General features: G+C 58.8%; 23 protein-coding genes and 1 pseudogene. 18 read left to right on the top strand and 6 right to left on the bottom strand.

All coding sequences use genetic code 11. The annotated features are described in order from the left end of the window. The first annotated feature begins 426 nt into the window (after positions 1–426). The 7 genes from NKJ01_RS34285 (at position 427) to NKJ01_RS34255 (ending at position 4,006) form a co-directional block, all read left to right on the top strand. The gene (locus tag NKJ01_RS34285; protein WP_352487421.1) at positions 427–618 is read left to right on the top strand and encodes a hypothetical protein; all 192 of its coding nucleotides are present in this window, start codon (positions 427–429) and stop codon (positions 616–618) included. 588 nt (positions 619–1,206) lie between these two features. Further along, complete coding sequence (locus NKJ01_RS34280) at positions 1,207–1,389, top strand: hypothetical protein (protein ID WP_352734872.1); 183 nt, start codon at positions 1,207–1,209, stop codon at positions 1,387–1,389. Between the two features lie 57 nt (positions 1,390–1,446). After that, on the top strand, positions 1,447–1,641 hold the full coding sequence (locus tag NKJ01_RS34275; protein ID WP_023758275.1) for a hypothetical protein: 195 nt from the start codon (positions 1,447–1,449) through the stop codon (positions 1,639–1,641). Positions 1,642–1,752: 111 nt separating this feature from the next. Beyond that, the gene (locus tag NKJ01_RS34270) at positions 1,753–1,971 is read left to right on the top strand and encodes a hypothetical protein (protein WP_023758274.1); all 219 of its coding nucleotides are present in this window, start codon (positions 1,753–1,755) and stop codon (positions 1,969–1,971) included. Beyond that, a complete protein-coding gene (locus tag NKJ01_RS34265) occupies positions 1,971–2,873 on the top strand; it encodes a DUF982 domain-containing protein (RefSeq protein WP_352734869.1) in 903 nt (300 codons plus the stop codon). The genes NKJ01_RS34270 and NKJ01_RS34265 overlap by 1 nt, the downstream gene beginning before the upstream one ends. Before the next feature lie 87 nt (positions 2,874–2,960). Further along, positions 2,961–3,797, top strand: a complete 837-nt coding sequence (locus tag NKJ01_RS34260; protein ID WP_352487424.1) for a hypothetical protein — start codon at positions 2,961–2,963, stop codon at positions 3,795–3,797. 68 nt (positions 3,798–3,865) lie between these two features. Next, entirely contained in the window at positions 3,866–4,006 is a 141-nt protein-coding gene (locus NKJ01_RS34255) for a hypothetical protein (RefSeq protein WP_023758266.1), read from the top strand. A 95-nt stretch (positions 4,007–4,101) separates the two neighbouring features. Here the strand turns inward: NKJ01_RS34255 and NKJ01_RS34250 are convergent, their stop codons facing one another. After that, a complete protein-coding gene (locus NKJ01_RS34250; RefSeq protein ID WP_023758265.1) occupies positions 4,102–4,821 on the bottom strand; it encodes a Crp/Fnr family transcriptional regulator in 720 nt (239 codons plus the stop codon). Positions 4,822–4,917: 96 nt separating this feature from the next. Here NKJ01_RS34250 and NKJ01_RS34245 point away from each other — a divergent pair. After that, a pseudogene (locus NKJ01_RS34245) lies at positions 4,918–5,109 on the top strand (JAB domain-containing protein); the annotation flags it as partial. Positions 5,110–5,281: 172 nt separating this feature from the next. On the opposite strand, the gene NKJ01_RS34240 reads toward NKJ01_RS34245, so the two are convergent. Together NKJ01_RS34240 and NKJ01_RS34235 are read right to left on the bottom strand one after the other, a co-directional pair. Further along, positions 5,282–5,440: a hypothetical protein gene (locus NKJ01_RS34240; protein ID WP_023758264.1), complete on the bottom strand. Its 159-nt coding sequence runs from the start codon at positions 5,438–5,440 to the stop codon at positions 5,282–5,284. Then, complete coding sequence (locus tag NKJ01_RS34235) at positions 5,437–5,760, bottom strand: hypothetical protein (protein ID WP_352487427.1); 324 nt, start codon at positions 5,758–5,760, stop codon at positions 5,437–5,439. Before NKJ01_RS34235 ends, NKJ01_RS34240 begins: the two co-directional genes overlap by 4 nt. Positions 5,761–5,796: 36 nt before the next feature. Between NKJ01_RS34235 and NKJ01_RS34230 the strand changes: the two genes are divergently transcribed. Together NKJ01_RS34230 and NKJ01_RS36590 are read left to right on the top strand one after the other, a co-directional pair. After that, a complete protein-coding gene (locus NKJ01_RS34230; protein ID WP_352487429.1) occupies positions 5,797–6,423 on the top strand; it encodes a HupE/UreJ family protein in 627 nt (208 codons plus the stop codon). Positions 6,424–6,586: 163 nt separating this feature from the next. Next, the gene (locus NKJ01_RS36590) at positions 6,587–6,817 is read left to right on the top strand and encodes a hypothetical protein (protein ID WP_050589494.1); all 231 of its coding nucleotides are present in this window, start codon (positions 6,587–6,589) and stop codon (positions 6,815–6,817) included. Between the two features lie 294 nt (positions 6,818–7,111). Here the strand turns inward: NKJ01_RS36590 and NKJ01_RS34220 are convergent, their stop codons facing one another. Continuing rightward, positions 7,112–8,182: an NAD/NADP octopine/nopaline dehydrogenase family protein gene (locus NKJ01_RS34220; protein ID WP_023762695.1), complete on the bottom strand. Its 1,071-nt coding sequence runs from the start codon at positions 8,180–8,182 to the stop codon at positions 7,112–7,114. A gap of 317 nt (positions 8,183–8,499) precedes the next feature. Here NKJ01_RS34220 and NKJ01_RS34215 point away from each other — a divergent pair, with 317 nt between their 5' ends. The 8 genes from NKJ01_RS34215 (at position 8,500) to NKJ01_RS34180 (ending at position 15,237) form a co-directional block, all read left to right on the top strand. Beyond that, positions 8,500–9,471 carry a LysR family transcriptional regulator gene (locus tag NKJ01_RS34215; RefSeq protein WP_352734865.1) on the top strand — a complete coding sequence of 324 codons (972 nt, stop codon included), beginning with the start codon at positions 8,500–8,502 and terminating at the stop codon, positions 9,469–9,471. Beyond that, positions 9,468–10,937, top strand: coding sequence for an NAD(P)-binding domain-containing protein (locus NKJ01_RS34210; protein WP_023762693.1), 1,470 nt, complete (start codon positions 9,468–9,470; stop codon positions 10,935–10,937). The genes NKJ01_RS34215 and NKJ01_RS34210 overlap by 4 nt, the downstream gene beginning before the upstream one ends. Continuing rightward, positions 10,934–11,416, top strand: coding sequence for a CMD domain-containing protein (locus tag NKJ01_RS34205; protein WP_031261280.1), 483 nt, complete (start codon positions 10,934–10,936; stop codon positions 11,414–11,416). The genes NKJ01_RS34210 and NKJ01_RS34205 overlap by 4 nt, the downstream gene beginning before the upstream one ends. Next, positions 11,413–11,979: a peroxidase-related enzyme gene (locus NKJ01_RS34200; protein ID WP_352487432.1), complete on the top strand. Its 567-nt coding sequence runs from the start codon at positions 11,413–11,415 to the stop codon at positions 11,977–11,979. Before NKJ01_RS34205 ends, NKJ01_RS34200 begins: the two co-directional genes overlap by 4 nt. A gap of 175 nt (positions 11,980–12,154) precedes the next feature. After that, positions 12,155–12,895, top strand: coding sequence for an amino acid ABC transporter ATP-binding protein (locus NKJ01_RS34195; protein WP_023762690.1), 741 nt, complete (start codon positions 12,155–12,157; stop codon positions 12,893–12,895). 16 nt (positions 12,896–12,911) lie between these two features. Continuing rightward, positions 12,912–13,739 (top strand): transporter substrate-binding domain-containing protein, encoded by an 828-nt coding sequence (locus NKJ01_RS34190; RefSeq protein WP_352487434.1) that lies wholly within the window; start codon positions 12,912–12,914, stop codon positions 13,737–13,739. A gap of 67 nt (positions 13,740–13,806) precedes the next feature. Beyond that, positions 13,807–14,523 carry an amino acid ABC transporter permease gene (locus NKJ01_RS34185; protein WP_031261278.1) on the top strand — a complete coding sequence of 239 codons (717 nt, stop codon included), beginning with the start codon at positions 13,807–13,809 and terminating at the stop codon, positions 14,521–14,523. A 21-nt stretch (positions 14,524–14,544) separates the two neighbouring features. Beyond that, positions 14,545–15,237: an amino acid ABC transporter permease gene (locus NKJ01_RS34180; RefSeq protein WP_352734862.1), complete on the top strand. Its 693-nt coding sequence runs from the start codon at positions 14,545–14,547 to the stop codon at positions 15,235–15,237. A gap of 734 nt (positions 15,238–15,971) precedes the next feature. On the opposite strand, the gene NKJ01_RS34175 is transcribed toward NKJ01_RS34180, so the two are convergent. Together NKJ01_RS34175 and NKJ01_RS34170 are read right to left on the bottom strand one after the other, a co-directional pair. Next, on the bottom strand, positions 15,972–16,211 hold the full coding sequence (locus tag NKJ01_RS34175; protein ID WP_023762686.1) for a DUF982 domain-containing protein: 240 nt from the start codon (positions 16,209–16,211) through the stop codon (positions 15,972–15,974). Beyond that, positions 16,211–16,438, bottom strand: a complete 228-nt coding sequence (locus NKJ01_RS34170; protein WP_023762685.1) for a hypothetical protein — start codon at positions 16,436–16,438, stop codon at positions 16,211–16,213. Before NKJ01_RS34170 ends, NKJ01_RS34175 begins: the two co-directional genes overlap by 1 nt. Positions 16,439–17,554: the final 1,116 nt, after the last annotated feature.

The raw sequence follows: 17,554 nt of genomic DNA, 5'->3' as shown, positions 1-17,554 counted from the left end.
CGATATTCGTCCTCGGCCCGCGTGCGTAGGCCTTCGAGCGGGTCTGCGAGCATGTCGGTTGCGGCAAGCGCGCGCCTTTTGGCTTCCCTCCCTTGGCCAAGGCAACCCTGCCCCACCGAAAACGATCGCCACCTTTGAAGTAGCAGCGCTGGAGGAGAACCGCTCGATGGCGACAAGAATGTGGTCCAACAACGCCCGCCGCCCCATTCACGGCAGCGACGGGCCGCCCCAGGATCAAGGGACTTGCAGGAGCGTTGGGGCCCCTGCCGTCAAGGAAACTATCAGGAATGTTCCGGATCTGGCCAGGCGACGATCAGACTGGCTTTGACGCTGGCCTCCCTTTGTACGATTCGTACCCAGCCTTGCATGGCCGATTCAGCATTCATATAAATTCGCAATGTCCTCATGTTGCGGGGAGGCAATGCGATGGATAGCGAGATACTCAACGGCAAAGGTCGTCCTTGCATCGAAGTGATTGAAGCCTGCGGCGAATGGTTCGTCCGTGTGGTCGAGGAAGATCAGGAACGGACCCAATCATTCGAACTGGAATCGGTCGCTCTCGCCTTCGCTGAAGGCCAGCGGATACGCCTGCATCTAGACAAGTTTGCCCGGCTGTAGGCGTGACCGACCAGCGCATGACCGGCGGGCTAGTTCGTCGGTCAGGCCCGGCGCCTTGTTGGCATTCCTCTGTCAAAAGGTGTCGGGCCGCATGGCCGGGCGGCACGCTCGGATGCAAATTTGGAGTTGGATTTGCGCTAAATCACCACTAGCTAATCTGATCACTTAAGATCATACTGCCGGCAATGATGGATGGCAGGCTACCGCCCACCCCCGCCCAACAGCCTGCCACTTGCCGGCGACGCCGTCCCCAAGACGACCGCCGGCTTTTCATTCCCCCTGTATCGCGGCGGATCTCGGTGATGGCGTTTGGAAGATGTCCTGCTATCCATTCGTCGAGAAAGTTGACTCCGTGCGTGCTTATCGACGCACCTTCTTAGTCTAAGGCTAAGTTCCTTCCCTAAAATCCTGCACTGACGCATGACGAAGCTTGTGCTCGCAGCGTGTCAGGTCAAGCGGCCTCGCCGCACACGCGTGGAGGAAATGAGGGAGCACGGGGGGTCAGCGCGCGTGCGTGTTATCCGATCACCCGCTCAGAAATTTCTACCAAACAGTCCCGACCTACATTAGACTTCCCTAATGGTATCCATGCGGTACGACATTAGGAAAGAACGCGACGAGTCCTGGACGGTATTCGACGTCTTCACCGGGCAGCCGGCTGTGTACGAGGGCCACGAAGCCGTCGACCTCGACATGGGGTATGCCGATGATCTGCTGGACCTCCTGAACGCCGTCGATCTGAAACGCAGGGTCGCCCGAGGTGACCTCTGATTGGAACCATACCGTCCCGAACGAGTTTGACGCTCTGGGGTGGAGTATTTCCCAATCATGGCTGAGCGTTATCAATCAGGGCAGATGTCGGCCGCGAACGCTGTTCGGCGGATGATTGCGTCCGATGAGACCCGTCATTACCTGCACAAGGTGTTAGATCTGAAGATCGAGGCGGAACTGCCTGGCGCCATCGGGGCACTGCTTGCTTTGCTTGATCTGAAAGGACGAGACGAACCGTCCGAAACCCCCTGAGCCCCCGTAAGGTCCATCCCCTCGGCTCGGTACGTTCCGAACATTGATTTATTTGTGTGATTGACCCCTAGATGAATGCTTGGGTTTCTTCCCTGGGGAGGGAGGAGGGCTATGACGGCTCAAGCGTTCCGTCCTACCGCCAAAGAGGCGATAGAGGCAGCTATCCATCACGTCCGATGCGGCAGCATCGTCTCGGTCAAGGAAGCCGTTGCGGCAGTCCGATTATCAAATCCGTATTTGCGAGAGACAGACTGTGAACTGGTCGAAATCATTGTCGACCGGGCCACGCTCCACGGGCAGTTCGTGTGCTTCGATCTTAAAGAGCCCTGATGGCCCGCCATTGGTTCTACCCTCCAGCCCCCGTGAGCTGCGAGCGGGCAGGGATGTGCCACCACGTCAACAACGTGGAACGCGCCGCCGAGGAACTCCTGAAGTGGACCAAGCGTGGCCCTAAATGGAACTATGCGGTGCGCATCTGCATGGCCTGCCTGGCTGATCAGATGCCAACTCAGGAGGCCCGTAAGGCATTCGAGAGTGCTGCCAACGAGGAAGGGATGTTCCTTACTCGTCCGTCCATGCCTCGAACCCGCCCGTCGCGGTCTCCTGACCCGGTGGCTTATGCGGCGTTCGATTTCCTCGTCGCGTCGCGCAATTCGGCTTTCCAGATTGGCAATACGCTCCGTCAAGAAATAGCGTCCAACGGTAAATTCTCCGCCACCGAACAGCACGGCAAACGTGGCAAAGGCTGCCGGGTTAGCCACCACCAGCGCGGTGTTACTTCTATCACAGCGATAAGGTCGTGCATCGAGCATCGTCACTCTCAACCGAGCACGGGCGGCGTAGAGTCAGAACTGATTGCCACCCCTCCCGGACGCAGATGGGCAAGTTCGGTGGGGTCGTCAACGCCGACCGCCTGGGCCTCAGCCACCGCGATTGCCGCATTACGCCGCCGCCCTATGGCACTGGCACGCGTCCGGCGGCACGGTGCCTTTATTGGCCGATCATTTGAATGGGTGATCGAGGTCACCGAGTTCGAACCAGGACGCTTGGTTCGGATGAAGTATGTCTCCGGACCATTTGCCGGCGGAGTGGACTATTCTATCCTGCCGGTTGGCGAGGGATCCGAAGTCGTCATCCGCAACTATGGCAACGCAAACTTCTGGTTCCCATTCATGGCGGCAATGATGAGAGCGTCGGTGCAGGCGGGACGGCTCGAGCGCCTGGTGGCGTAAATCGGTCGCGCCAGATGGAGCAATCGGCGCCGCACTAATGTGCCGTCTTTCGGGGACGCCAGTCCCTGACCACGCGCATCGCCCAGCATGCCAGAACTGTTTGCGCCATTCGAGGTCACTGACAAGAGCTCGAGCGATTTTGTCGGACCGCCAAGCAATGCCCGGATAGTGCCGTGCTCACTCACATATGCGGATGAACAGGGGGATAGACTTGACGCCCCCTTCAGCTGCGGCTTTGATCGCTTGAATTTTGGGGGGAAGAATATGGATCGGGCGCTTCCAATAACCGCAGGAACTTGGAAAAAACTCGTCGATTGCAATCGCATTTCAGTTGACGCCGGATGGGCTTCATCTGGAGTTTTCGCGCCGGGCATCGGCCCCGAATACGATCCCGGCAGTAAGCTTGCACTGCTTTATGTTGGCAAGAGCGCAGGGCCGCTTGGCAAGTTGGTTGCCTCCAACCATGATCAGGCGGCAAGTGTTTTCGCGTCCACCAAGTGGATGGTTGAGAGGAGAAACAAATCTGCCTTTTGGCAGATGCTGGATTTGATTGATCCCAGTCGCCGCAAGGTCGCGTGGACGAACATTTGCAAAATGGACGAGATTGGCGGTTCCAGGCCGCCGCCTGCGCATCGGTGGCGCGGGCTTTCGGAACCTCATTTCACGGCATTGAAAGAGGAGATCGCGTCCCTCACCCCACGCGTCATCCTGTTCGCAACTTCTGGATATTGCGGCGACGCGGTTGCTTCCTCGCTGGAGGACCTTGGCTATACAAGAAAGGCACTGAGATTTCGCGATGGCCACACCAAGTTAACTGCCACTTCCGAGGGCGCGTTCGCAATCGAGACGCGCCATCCTCAAGGCTGGCCCACGTCCGAGCGGGACCGTGTGGTCGACTTAACCAGGAAACTCCTGCTTCGCTGATATTGAGCCAGCGTAAATCATCCGAGTTGATCGAGACAATCCCAGCATGTGGAGCGGCTGACGACTGGATGCCGCTTCGCTATTCGGCGGCCGTCCGCGGCGTCGAGACGATCCACCTGCTTTTGGTGACAGGCGCCGATCCGGCGTTCGAAACCCGCATCATAGATCACTGCACGACTACCATCGAGAATGCCCATCGCTGGCTCTGAAGCCGGAGCGCCCGGTCGGAAGCGACGTCGATGTTGGTATCAGCGCAATTGCCTCACGCAATGCGAAAACGTCAGTGTTGATAGGGCGATACGCATCAGTATTCGATGTAGCCGCTTTCGAATCCAGCGAGCTTCGTCAGGCCTTGTTGGTCTAGCACGCGAACATGGCCTTTGCGGAATTCGAGGACCTTACGCTCGCGCAGTTCCCGCAGCATTCGGTTGACGTGAATTGGCGTGAGGCCGAGAGCGTCCGCCAGATCGTGCTGGGTGAGAGGGCATTCATAGCTGTTACGGGTGACGGAGCCGATTCGTTCGAGACGCGCCCTTAGCTCGAGGAACAGATGCGCCGTACGTGCCAAGGCGCTGCGTCTACCTACATTGGTGAGATGTTGAGCGATAACCGCTGCGCGGTGTACCAGCGTTTCGAGAATAAGGGAGAAAAGATGGGGCGACTTCATCGCAGCTGGGAAAAATGTCTCGGTGGAAGTCACCAAAACCGAGAGCTCGGTTTGAGCCATAAACGTTTCAAGAGCGTTGCCCGGGATTGACTGAGGCAGAATGATATCGCCTCTCAGGGCGAAATCCAGAATTTGTCGCTGCCCGCCCGCGAGTTCATGAGAAATGCAGCCCCAGCCCGACTCGACTATGAATACGCGATCGCAGGCCTCGCCCTGGCCGACGATGACCGTCTCCGCTGGATAGCGCTTCGGCGTGAACCTCAACGCCCTGATAAGCCCCATGTCATCGTTGTTAAGTCCGACGTAGGATGGAATACGTTCGATTCCGAGCAACGACGGCTGTGAAGTGTATGCCATGTACTACCCCCGCCCAAGAGTAACCTCCCAGCTACCTCCCCAAAGGAATGTACATCAAATTTGATGCGGTGAGTAACGCGCTCATCGCCGACGCGCCAGTTGCAGCAGACAGGCACCGTCGATCCCATGCCTGTCTGCCCGCGAGAAGTAGTCAAGCGCGCGCTCGAACTCTCGGCGACCGCCATTATCTTGGTCCACAAGAAGCCCGCGCGATATCCCACTCGCGTGCCCCGCCGCATCCCGGAGTTCGCGCAAGGTCCGCTATTCATAGATTGGGAAAGGAAATAGTCGCCGTGAGCCTTTCAGTTCATCAAGGGCCGAGCTGGATGGCGGGAAAAGGCATCGGCGCCTGGCATATGCCAGGCTCGTGAACGGGTGATTGGCCTTGGAGCAGCGGACGTCGCCGCTTCTCGCCATCCTCACCTTCGCTACGCTGGGCTTCTAGCTGGTCAGTCCATGTTCAGACGACCAGGACAGGGGCAAAACCGCCGCCGGGTGTGCGGAAATTGGTGGTCTGGCCTTGATAGAGGCGCGCGGCGGCGACCAGCACCTGGCCATCGTAAGCATAAAGCCGCACGTCCATCTTGCGCGGTGTGGGTGCGCCATCGATCTCGATCATGCGCTGCACCGGTGCAGCAAATGCCTGGGCCACATAGCCTCCCCGGGCGATCTCGGCCCAACCCCCTTCGTCACCTTGTCGCCTCGATAGACCGCTTTGCTGCCATGACCGGAGAGTGGCTTGAATAACATGTTCTTGCGCGATTGCCACATGGCATCTGCATTGTCGGGCGTGACCAGCGTAGTCCGCGGAATACCATCGAGCCGCGAGCGCATCTCCGGCGAAAGGCCCAATGCTTCCAGCGCCTTTGGATCGGACAGCAATGTCAGATCGCGCTTGCTCGCATAAAGCGCATGGTTGTGCGGATTGGGCGTGACCACGACCGCGCCGTCCTGATAAGCCGCCCTGAGCGCTGCATGCTCCGGCCAATCAAGGGTAAAATCGACCAGGCGGTTGTAGACGAGGTCGATCTCCTGTCCGCCGAGCCCTTCATCTATCTCGGCGCCAAGCACATGGTGACTGGATACGACCACATCCGGTTCCTGTTCGGCGTGATCTTCTTCCTCTACCGGATGAAGCACATCGGCATCTATGTCAGCCTGTTTGCGCTCGGCCACTCCACGACCATGCTGCTTGGCGTCTACTTCAACGTCGGCATCAACAGCTACATCGACGCGATCATCGGCCTGTCCGTGGTCTACAAGGCACTCGACAATATGGGCGCATTCCAGCGATGGCTCGGCTTCCAGCCGAATACCAAGGTCGCGACGCTGGTCTTCGGCTTCTTCCACGGATTCGGTCTGTCGACGAAGATAATCGAATACAACATCTCGCCTGACGGCCTTGTGCTGAACCTGCTGGCCTTCAATGTCGATGTCGAGATCGGCCAACTCACGGGCCTCGGCGCCATCTTGATCGTGATGGGCTACTGGCGCCGGACACGCAGCTTCTGGCGCCACGCCTATACCGCAAACGTCATCATGATGACGGCTGGTTTCCTGCTGATCGGATATCAGCTCACCGGCCTGTTCGTCGCAGCATAAGGAACCGCAATCATGTACAACACCGACCTTCCCAGCCGCGCCGATTTGCCAACGTCAGCGCAGCTGAAGCGCTCCACCATGATTGCCGCGCTGACGGCGCTTGCCGTGCTCGTCACGGTCGTCATGCTCCGAGTATGCGATGGATCCGACCGGAGCAGGCAGATTGCTCGGCCTCACCAGAATGGGCGAAATCAAGACACAGCTGGCAGCTGAGGCGGCAGCGGACGAAATGGCCACGGCGAAGGCCCCGGCCGAGCGGATGACGCAAATGGTCCCTCCGGCCGAGTTGATAGCGCGCATGGACCGAATTGAAAATCTCCTCGTTGCCCTGACAGCCGAACAGCCCGAGTCGCAGCCATCCCAACTGGGGAGGCCGTTGCGCAAGATAATGTGACAGCTGGAGAGATCGCTCCTGCCGAGGCTCCGGCCATTGCTGCAGCGCCTGCCACCGAAGCAACCTCGGAAGCCCCGATCCGGCCCAGATGGAAGGCAAGACGAGCTATCCTTCACGTTGGCGCCAGGCCAGGGTGCCGAAGTCAAGCTCGTGATGCGGCAGGGCGCCATATAAGAACGGAAGCCGATCCGTCGGCTTCCGCAACAAACTTGCAGCCGCTTGACTGGAGATGAGAGCGGGTTGATTGACGCGTATCGCTGTCCGGTTGCCCGCGTCATCATCTGTGAAGAGTCGCTAAAAACCCTTACGGCAAAGGTTCTCCAGATCCACTTTTCCTATTCCTTCGATGCCGAGCGCAGGAAGGATATCATTGTCTGCCTTAAGATCGCGACCGTAGGCTGCAGAGAATATCGAAATTCCAGCCTCATGGAGGATCGCTGGGTTTCCGCTGATCTTCCCCAAGAGTGCCGTCGGCAGCAGCCCGAAGGGAACGTCCTCCAGAACATAGCGGCTTTCGATAGTTGACGGGCCCAAGCCGCCGCGGCCTTGGCGATCCATCTCCTGATTCATTTCCGAAACAGTGGCCATGGGGACGTGAAACGACAATGAAAAATGCTCTTCAACCGTGCGCACGGCAATTCCAAAACGGGCGGCGATCGCCAATCGTTCCGCATCCAGAGCCTCGATAAAGCGGCCGACAGCCGGCGTGACGTTTCCGGCCTGGCTCCACTGCTCTCCCTTTTCCATGCGTGTGAGATTAAGAAGAGCGATCCCGAGATGGTTCTGCGGATTGAGGTTGCTGAGCGCGATAGCAAGCATGCCGTCGCGCTTGACGAAACGATCTCCAAACAGGGTCGTGCAAAGTCGGAACCCTTGGTTCATCGCGTCGAACGGGAGCGTCGCGACATCGACCTTCTGGCGAACACTGGCAACGTGGACTTCTGTTGGCCCGGACTGACGGCCGGTCACCAACGTCGTGCCCCAGACGACGATCGGCAGGCGAACCTTGCGTTCCGCCAATTGCCTGGAGAGATACAGCGCGCCGAAAGAACTGTGAGAGCTGATGATTACCGGCATTCCCTCCCTCAGATAAGGAGCGGCAGCATCCACCACTTTCTTGTGCCCATTAGCCGGCAGCGCGACCATCACAACGTCTGCTGCGGCAATAGCCTCTTTACAATCCTTGGCGATACGCGCCGACACCGTTGCCTCGACAGCGCCCGTGGCCTTTAGCAATTCGCCGGTGGCCAGTGCCTTGGTGCGCTCTCCCGACGGCGACCAAAGCATTGGATCGTGTCCCGCCTCCGCCAAGCAGGCAGCAAGGCCGTAAGCAATTGCGCCGGCCCCCAGAATACTCACCCGCATAGGATTTCTCCTGTTCCAGTCTTTACGATCGCAGCGGGGCGAACGCCATTGCATGCACGGCCAGCAGGCAGGCACAACTCGATTGAAACCTATCGCTTCCTTGAGCCTCGCTACCCAGGAATCGCTCCACGGGGTTCAGCTGGAACGCGTTCGAGCCACATGGCCGAGACGACCGACGACGCTCCGTGGGCTTGCGTATCATTCCGACCGTATGGCGAATCTCCGAGGCGTCTCCGGCCATATTTCATTTCCGCCTTGACATATATCAAAACTGCATGAGACGATCTTACTCATACACAATGCGCATGTAGGCGTAAATGGAAACACGAGATCTCCAGGCCTTTCTTGCCGTTGCCGCCAACGGCAGCATCACCAAGGCTGCCGCGATGCTCGGGTGTTCCCAGCCTTCGGTCACACGCACCATTCAGGATCTTGAGGCGGAGCTCGGCTTCGAATTGCTGCACCGTGTCGGTCGCCGGGTGCAGTTATCCGAGGAGGGTGTGGCTTTCGAGGAGGAGGCGCGGCGCTTGCTGATGTCCTTCACCGAGCTTGCTGCGCGGGCCAAGATGATTGCCGCCGGCCGAGGGCGGATCCTGCAGATTGTTACCACCTCCGCGATCGGAACCGGCTTGATCCCGACGGCCATGGCCGAACTCAGAGGTGTCGAGCTTCCGCACGAGACGCATCTCGGGCAGTTTCTGCCCTCGATCGTCGCCCAGGAGGTGCGCAGCGGACGTGCCGAGATCGGGTTTTCAAGCTTGCCGCTCGATACGCCTGGTCTGGATGTGCTGCGGCTTTATTCGGCGCCTGATGTTGCTGCCGTGCGGGAGGACGATCCGCTGGCTGAACTTGACGTCATACCGCTTTCCGCTTTTGCCGGTCGACGCGTCGCCACACTGCTCAACCCCCTACGTTTCCAGTTGCATGTCTCAAAGGCCTTGGCGGCCAGGGGCATCGACACCGGGCCAGTGATCCGGACGAATACTGCATATGGCGCGTTACAGATCGTGCGTCAGACCGGTGCGGCCGCCGTCATCGATCCCCTCACCGCTTATGGCGTCGCCTTGCCCGATGTCGTCATCCGCCCGATCGACGCAACCGTTCTCTTTTATTGGGGCGTTGTGGCTGCCGAAAAACGTCCGCTTCGTCCAGTCGCGCAGGCGTTGATGGATGCGGTCGAGGCGGTGGCCGAACGGTCGATCGTCGGCTTCAAGAAACTCGATCCGGCCCTGGCTGGCCAATTGGTGAGCGATCCTGCGTCCGGCACAAATTACGGAACGGGAATATGAAGCATACCCCCGCCGCGCCAACGTCGACAGGTCTTGCTGCGCTCGAAGCACAGCTCGCGCAGGATCTCGACTTTCTCGAACTGCCCGCCAAGCCATGGGTTCCGGCGCGTTCACACGATGGCGTGCCGGTCCGCGATGTCGTGGTCATCGGCGCCGGCATGTGCGGACTTGCTGCCACGGCAAAGCTGGTGCTGACCGGGATAAGCAATGTCGTGGCTTATGATGCGGCTCCGGCCGGGCTCGAGGGACCATGGGTGACCTTTGCCCGCATGCAAACGCTTCGGTCGCCGAAAACCCTGCACGGTCCGTCGCTCGGCCTGCCGCAATTGACGTTCCGCGCCTGGTTCACGGCGCAATGGGGCGTTGAGGCCTGGCGGTCGCTGGATAAAATCCCCAAGGGCCAGTGGATGGATTACCTGGTCTGGTACCGCAAGGTTCTTGGCCTGCCGGTGAGCAACAGCGTGCGCATGACCGGACTGACAGCCGTGGGAGATCTGATTGCGATCGATATCGATGGCGCGGAAACCGGCCGGGTTCTCACCCGTCGTCTCGTTCTGGCCACCGGTCGGTCCGGGTTGGGCGGTTTTGCCGTCCCCGATTTCCTCAGCGGCATCGATCGCGCCTATTGGGCCCATTCTGCCGACGACATCGATTTCGATGCGCTGAAAGGCAAGCGTGTGGCGGTGATCGGCGCTGGTGCTTCGTCCATGGACAATGCCGCAACGGCACTCGAGGCGGGAGCCGGCTCTGTCGACATGTTGATCCGGCGCAAGGAAATGCCGCGCATCAACAAGCTGACCGGCATTGGCAGCCCGGGTGTTGTACTCGGCATGCATCACTTGCCCGACGCCTGGAAGTGGAAATTCTTCGATTATACCGCCTCGACCCAGACACCGCCGCCCCGTTCATCGACACTTCGCGTGTCTCGGCACCCCAATGCTCGGTTCCTTCTCGACTGCGGCATAGTTGCGGCGAAGGAGGAGGCCGGGACCCTGCTGGTGGAAACCACGCAGGGGCCGATGCGCTACGACTTCCTGATCGCGGCAACCGGCTTTTCAAATGACTTCAGCGGCCGGCCGGAATTTGCGGCGATCGCCCCACATATCCGCACCTGGTCGGATGGCCGATATAGGCCGGATATGGGGCCGGCTCGTGCAGGCATGTCGGACGCGCCGGATCTCGGTCCCGCCTTCGAGTTTCGCGAACGCGTCCCCGGCTCCTGCCCGATGCTGGCGCATATCCACTGCTTCAACGACGCCGCCATGCTGACCCATGGCAAGGTCTCCGGCGATATCCCGGCCGTCACCGCCGGGGCCGACCGTCTGGTCCGCGGCATTGCCGCATCGCTGTTTGCCGAGGATGTCGAAACCCACTTCGCCAATCTGATCGCCTACGACACGCCCGAACTTCTGGGCGACGAATGGGTCGATTCAACACCCTTGCTGCAGAGGGAGGCCGCGTGGTGATCGACGCAATTGACAAAGCCGCCGGTCTTTCGCCGGACGATGAGCTTTTCAGAGCGCGTCGGTTTCGGCCGGAATTCGTGCAAGGGGCCGAGGAATGTCGCATCTCCGTACTGCACCCCGCCCACGACCAAGGTTTGGCGCCGATTTTGCGAGTTGCTCTTGCTCGTCGCATGGCCGCCCTGAATGGCGATGCTGCCTTGGTAGAGCAATTTGACACGCAATTGGCTCAGCTTGATGCGACAGGGCAGCTTCTGGCCGTGGCCCAGGGCGAAACTGCTCTGAAAGAGCCATTGGCGACTATCGCCCGGCACGCCGACCTGGTCACGTTGACGCCGAAAAAGGCGCAGGCGAGCGACATCGCCCTGCTTGCCCAGGCCGGATTGAGCAATCCTCAGATCGTCGCGCTCTCCGAACTGATTGCCTTCGTCAATTTCCAGACGCGGGTAGCGACCGGTTTGCGATTGATGAGGTCGTCATGATTTCCTCGGTGCGCCTGAAGCCGCTGAACTGGCAGCCATACATCGCGCCGGTCGAGCTGTCCGAGGCCACGCCGGAACAGCTCGATGCGATGAAGGTTACGCCCTCCGCCAAGAAAGTTTCGGAATATGTACGGACCCTTGTGCATGATCCGGAAAGCTATCTTGCCCGCACCATCTTGTTCAACGCAATCATGTACGTCGAGGGTGGGCTCGCTCGTCCCGATCGCGAACTTGGCGCGTTGGGAGCCTCGATCGTCAATGGCTGCAAATTCTGTGCCGTTGTCCACGCCCGCAGGCATGCAGAGCTGACCAAGAGCGACCAAGTGGTCACCACGCTGTACCTCGACAAACCCGAAAAGCTTGGGCCGCGCGATGCGGCAATCTACAGCTTTGCCCGCCGCCTGTCGGCGGCGCCGTCGGAAGCGACGGCAGACGATATCGCCGCGCTGCGATCCGTCGGCATGAATGATGTCGAGATCATCGACCTTGTCCACGCCATATCGATCTTCGGCTGGGCAAACCGGCTGATGCACGTTCTCGGCCATGCGCAGACCGGGAAATGACATTGCGCACCGTCACCGCACCCATGCCAGGCGTCTCCAATCAGAGCCGGCTGAACCGATGGCTCATAGGGATAAGAGGGAACCAAAATGCAGATGAGTTTTTGGCTACTCCGCAATCATCCAGCTGTTCTGGCTGTCCGTCCCTCCTCTAGGAAATGAAGGACACCAATCAGAAATGCTCGAGCTCAAAGACATAAGACTGTCCTATGGAACCACCCAGGTCCTGAACGGCGTCAATCTTTCGGTGAAACGCGGAGATGTGGTGTCGATCATCGGCCCTAGCGGCACCGGCAAGACCACGCTGCTGAAGTGCATCAACTATCTGGCCAGGCCCTCATCCGGGACTATCGCGTTCGATCAGATCCAGATGGACTATCAGCGAGCCGACAAGAATGCTGTCCAGGCGATCCGATTGCGGACAGCAATGGTCTTCCAGCAGTTCAACGTCTTCAAGAACATGACGGTCATTCAGAACGTCATGGATCCGCTGGTCGTGGTGCAGCGCAAATCCAAGGAAGAGGCTCAGGAAATCGCGCTCAGAGAGCTCGACCGGGTCGGCCTCTCCTCCAAGCGAGACAGCTATCCATCCCAGCTCTCGGGCGGCCAGCTTCAGCGTACAGGCATCGCACGTGCGCTGGCAGTTCGGCCGGATGTGATGCTCTTCGACGAGCCGACGTCATCGCTGGATCCTGAACTTGTTGGCGAAGTTCTGAAGGTGATTAGAGACGTCACATCGTCTGGCATCACTTCGCTCCTTGTGACCCACGAGATGCAATTTGCAAAAAGCATCTCTAACCGCATCGTTTTCATGGATCGGGGCGTCGTTGCCGCCGATGGCAGCCCGGCTGAGATCTTCGATTCACCGTCCAGCCCAAGGCTTGCTCAGTTTCTCAGTTCTGAACACTCACTCCAATAAGAAGGGAACATAAGCAATGTCTGCAATCAAATTCAGTTCTTCCCGTCGATTCGCTCTAGCAGTAGCGGGCGGCATGGCAATCGCCCTCGCAAGTGCGGGGTCCAGCTTTGGTGAGGGCGTGCGGACCATCAAGATCGCAACGTCCGCAGAATCCAAGCCGCTGGCCTGGGGGGCGATCGGCGTCGAACCACAAGGATATGAACCCGAACTCCTCAAAGCGATCAACGCAAAGCTGCCGCAGTACAAGTTCGAAATGGAAGGTGTCTCGGACATCGCTCAGGAAACCGGCCTTGCCACCGGGAAGTACGACATCGCGGTCGGCGGCTACTACAAGTCGCCCGAGCGCGCCAAGCAATTCATCATTCCGGAAAACCCGATGGGGGCCAGTCTGATGAAAATCTACAGCAAGAAAGACAGCGGCATCAAGGAAATGAAAGACCTGGTCGGCAAAAGGATCGTTCCGACCACAGCCGGCGGTGGAACCTACAAGTTCATCATGAATTGGCAGAAAGAGAACCCCCAGTACAAACTCGACGTCACGGCGTCGAGCGCGGGCATCCCTTATCCGAACCGCCTGGACGAAGTTCAAAACGGCAAGTTCGACGCATTGGTTCTACCGTCTAATCTCGGTGAACAGGCCGTTATCGACAATAAGAAGCTCGATATTGTCGCCTCAGATCCCGTTTACAGCAACAATACCTACATGCTGATTCACAAGTCGGATGAAAACAAGGTCCTGGCCGAGGACGTCAACAAGGTGCTCAAGCAACTCAAGGACGACGGCACGATCGACAAGCTCTCACAGAAGTGGTTCGGCGAGGACATCGTAAAGTACATGAAGTAACAAGACCGCCCTCACCGCATTTGGATAGTCAACGGCGAGGCTAAATCGCAAGAAGGAGCGTGTCAAAGTGGATGTTTCTGCTATGATTCCCGAGTTGCTCTCGGCGTTGCCGCTGACGCTCGCCATCACGTTTACGGCCCTCATTGCTGGGTTCTGCCTGGCTCTCCTCGCGACAACTCTGCGGGTTCACAGGGTGCCAGTGATCAGCCACCTGGCGGACCTCTACGTATCCTATGCCCGCAGCGTTCCTGTCGTCCTCCAGTTGTTCGTCGCATTCTACGGGCTTCCCTTGTTGGTGGTTCTGTTCGGCTCCGAAGACTTTTTCTCGCCGACGATCGCCGCGATGGTGGCATTGAGTTTTTACCACGGCGGCTACCTGTCGGAAGTCCTCCGCCCTGCATACCTGGCCGTCGATCGCGGCCAGCATGATGCGGCCGACAGTCTTGGATATACCTTCCGCCAGAAAATCACTCGCGTTGTCGGCCCGCAAGCGGTGCACTTTGCGTTGCCCGGCTACGGGAACTCCGTCATCTACCTGATCCATAACGTTGCGCTGGTGATGTACATCGGGGCGGCGGACGTCATGGCGACTGCGCATTTGATCATGGAGCGCGACTATAATCAGTACCAGTTCGAAACGTACCTCGTGCTGGCGGTCATCTATTCGGTGATGTGCCTGATTGCCTGGCTCATCGTGCGCTTCTTCGAGCTTCGCTCCCCCATGCAGGCACCAGAGGCAACGGCAAAAGCTCAGATCAAGAACGCGCTCATCGCGAGCGCCTGAACGGAACGAGGGTATTCGACCATGTTTGATACCGACATTTTGCTCCAAGACTCGCAGGAAATTCTGGGCGCCGTACCCGTAACGCTTGCCATGGCGTTCACGATTTTCGTCCTGTCGACGATCGTCGGCAGCCTTTTTGCGCTCGTCGAATATAGGCGGATCCCGCTACTGCGGGAGCTTGTCGTGACCTATAAGGTCGTGTTCAAGGGCGTCCCGATGGTGATCGTTATTTTCCTGGCCTATTTCGGTCGTCCCCCAGCGCTCCAGTTTCTGTTTTCATTGGTCGGCATAGACTTCAACGCCCACGAAACGCCCAACTGGGTTATCCTTGTCATTGCGATAACCGGCTGTGTCGCCGCGTTTCAGGCGGAGATCATCAAAGGAGCCCTCAACGCCTTTGACACGGGTCAGTCCGACGCGGCCTATTCGCTGGGCTATACGAAGGGCCAACTGTTTCGACGGGTGCTGTTTCCCCAGGTGGCCCTCACGGCAATTCCCGACCTGACCACCTCGATGATGGTCATCATGAAGGCGCTCTCGCTTGGATTCGCCATCGAGGTCGTCGATATATTCGCGCAGTCCCAGCTGACCGCAGCGTTGAACTTCTACTACCTCGAAGCCTTCGTGATTGCCGTCGTGATCTACATGGTGATCGCCTATGTCGTCACACAGATCGCCGACAGGCTGGAGCAATCCCTGCGGGTGCGGACCTGAAGGCAAGCCTGTGGCACAGGATCGCCAGGCTTCGGATATCGAGCCGCACCTGGGAGACAATTCTTTTGGGAATGAAGAGCTTGAGGCGAACCTCAAATAGCCGATGTATGTACTGGTGATTTGACGCGATCCATAGACAGCGTTCCTCCGCTATCACAATCCCGACGCGACGATGTGCATGCTCGGACAGGCGTTCGCCGCTGCTCTGTTCTGCAGCTCAGGCTTAAACCCATCGAACCGAGCGGGCTGAGTGTTGCCTTCGGGAGCAACGCTCATCATCGGCGCAGCGGAACGCCATCTGGTCGCTCGTGTCGCCCTCAGTGGCTTTCTTGGGCTAGTCCAACGTCGGGACGGTGCCGGAGGCGCAAACAAGCGACAGCACCGCTGGGGCGATTGTTCGCCTCCCTCGGCCAATGCCTGTCCTGCCAACTCGTCGATGATGATCAGGCAATCCGGCCCCTCTCCGAGTGACAGGGTCATGGACGGCGTGACCGTAGCGGAGCGCGATGCCCAAGGCTGAACGGCAACATGGCGCAACTTTCAGGCCTCATCTTCAGCCAGTTTTCGCAAGTCGTTCAGACTAATTCTTCCGCCGACTGCGGCAGGAGGGGAAGAACGGACATCTTGAGCCCCCCTGCCCCGTCCTTAAGGTAATCCATAGCAACTATCTTGGATGCACGGTGAACACTCATGGAAAATGTTCGGGATTAAGCATCCGATACTTCGCCTGCTTTTTAAGCAAGCAGCACGCCCTCCTCAATGGCAGCGAGCCTGAAGCACCGCCGGGCCTCCTGAGGTGTTGCTCGATCACCCAGAGCGGCCCTGCAAACGTCCGTCGCAACCTTCCACTTAGGGCCACGTTTGGTCCACTTGAAAAGATGCGCGGAGGCTGCCTCGACGTTGTTGACGTTGTAGGTCGTACCGGCGCTCTTGCCGCTGATAGGGACCGGAGGGTCGAACCAGTGAAGGCTCATCAGACTTGTCTGAGATCGAAACACACGAATTGCCCATGGAGCGTGGCTCGGTCCATGATGGTCTCGACCAATTCACAGTCGGTCACTTGTAGATCGGGGTCAGCTTTGCGGACTGCGGCAACGATGTCTCGGACTGAGACGATGCTGCCGACCGGGATGAAATGGATCGCCGCCTCGACCAGCTCCCTTGCGGTGGTCAGGGGCTTCAAGACCGCTTGAGATTTCATCGCACCCTCCCACGTGGGAGAACCCAGCCGGTCATCTGATGGGTCACGAGATGAAGAAATCAATGCACCTCGACCTTCAAATCTAACACTTGTAAAGGTAATGACGGGTTTCATCGGACGCAATCATCTGCCGAACAGCGTTCTCGGCCGACATCTGCCCTGATCGATAGTGGTCGGCCATGATTGGGAACTACTCCACCCCTAGCGTCAAACTCGTTCAGGACATTATGGTTCCAATCAGAGATCACCTCGGCCGACCCTGCGTTTCAAGTCGATAGCGTTCAGGATGTCTACCAGATCGTCGGGCATACTCCATGTCGAGATCGACGGCTGGGTAGCCATCGAACACAGCCGGAAGCCCGGTGAATAGGTCGAACACCGTCCAGGTCTCGTTCGATTCCTGCCTGGCGTCGTACCGCAGGGATACCATAAGGGAACTCTAATGTAGGTCGGGAATGTTTGGTAGAAATTTCGGGGCCCAACCGAGAGAGAAGCAACGCGCGTCGACCCCGTGCGCCCTTTCTCTTTCACCACAGGACCCGGGGGCAGCCGACCAGAGCTTTGACCGCTTTAGGAGACGCACGGCGAACCTCAACAGCAATTCATCGTTGACGCCTATGTCGCGACTGAGAAATGGAGACCGGGGAAGGCCTTCGGGATCGAGGAGGTTGAGGCTGATGTTGTTGTGGCTGCGTTCAGCCAGCACCTGGACCGCAATGTGCTTCGGCAGCATGGGCTGACGCTGGCGACGTACCTCGAACACGTCGACGAGGCTGATTACCCGGCGCTCCGCAGGGGCTGCGGCCAACTGCGAATGGCACGTCTTCCACGGGCATGCCCAAGCCATAGCAGCGGCCCGGAAGACCGGCACAGCCTTCGCCGACTGACCACCTTCCCTGCCCCCGATATGCATCGCACCAAGAGGTGTGTCGGGGGCGGGCCTTCAAAACCGTCAGAGCACTCAGCGGTTTGACCGTGGGGCGGCTTCGAACCCTCCGCTTCCCTCGGACACCCGAAAGGGCAGGCAGTGACCTGTAAGATTTTGTCATCCGCACATTTGAAGCCTATGCTTCCCACATCGGCCGCCAGCGCTTCGGACGCAGCCGACAGTAAGAG

It is taken from the genome of Mesorhizobium sp. M0276, from assembly GCF_040321755.1.
Taxonomy (GTDB): domain Bacteria; phylum Pseudomonadota; class Alphaproteobacteria; order Rhizobiales; family Rhizobiaceae; genus Mesorhizobium.
This window is presented reverse-complemented; position numbering and strand designations above follow the sequence as displayed.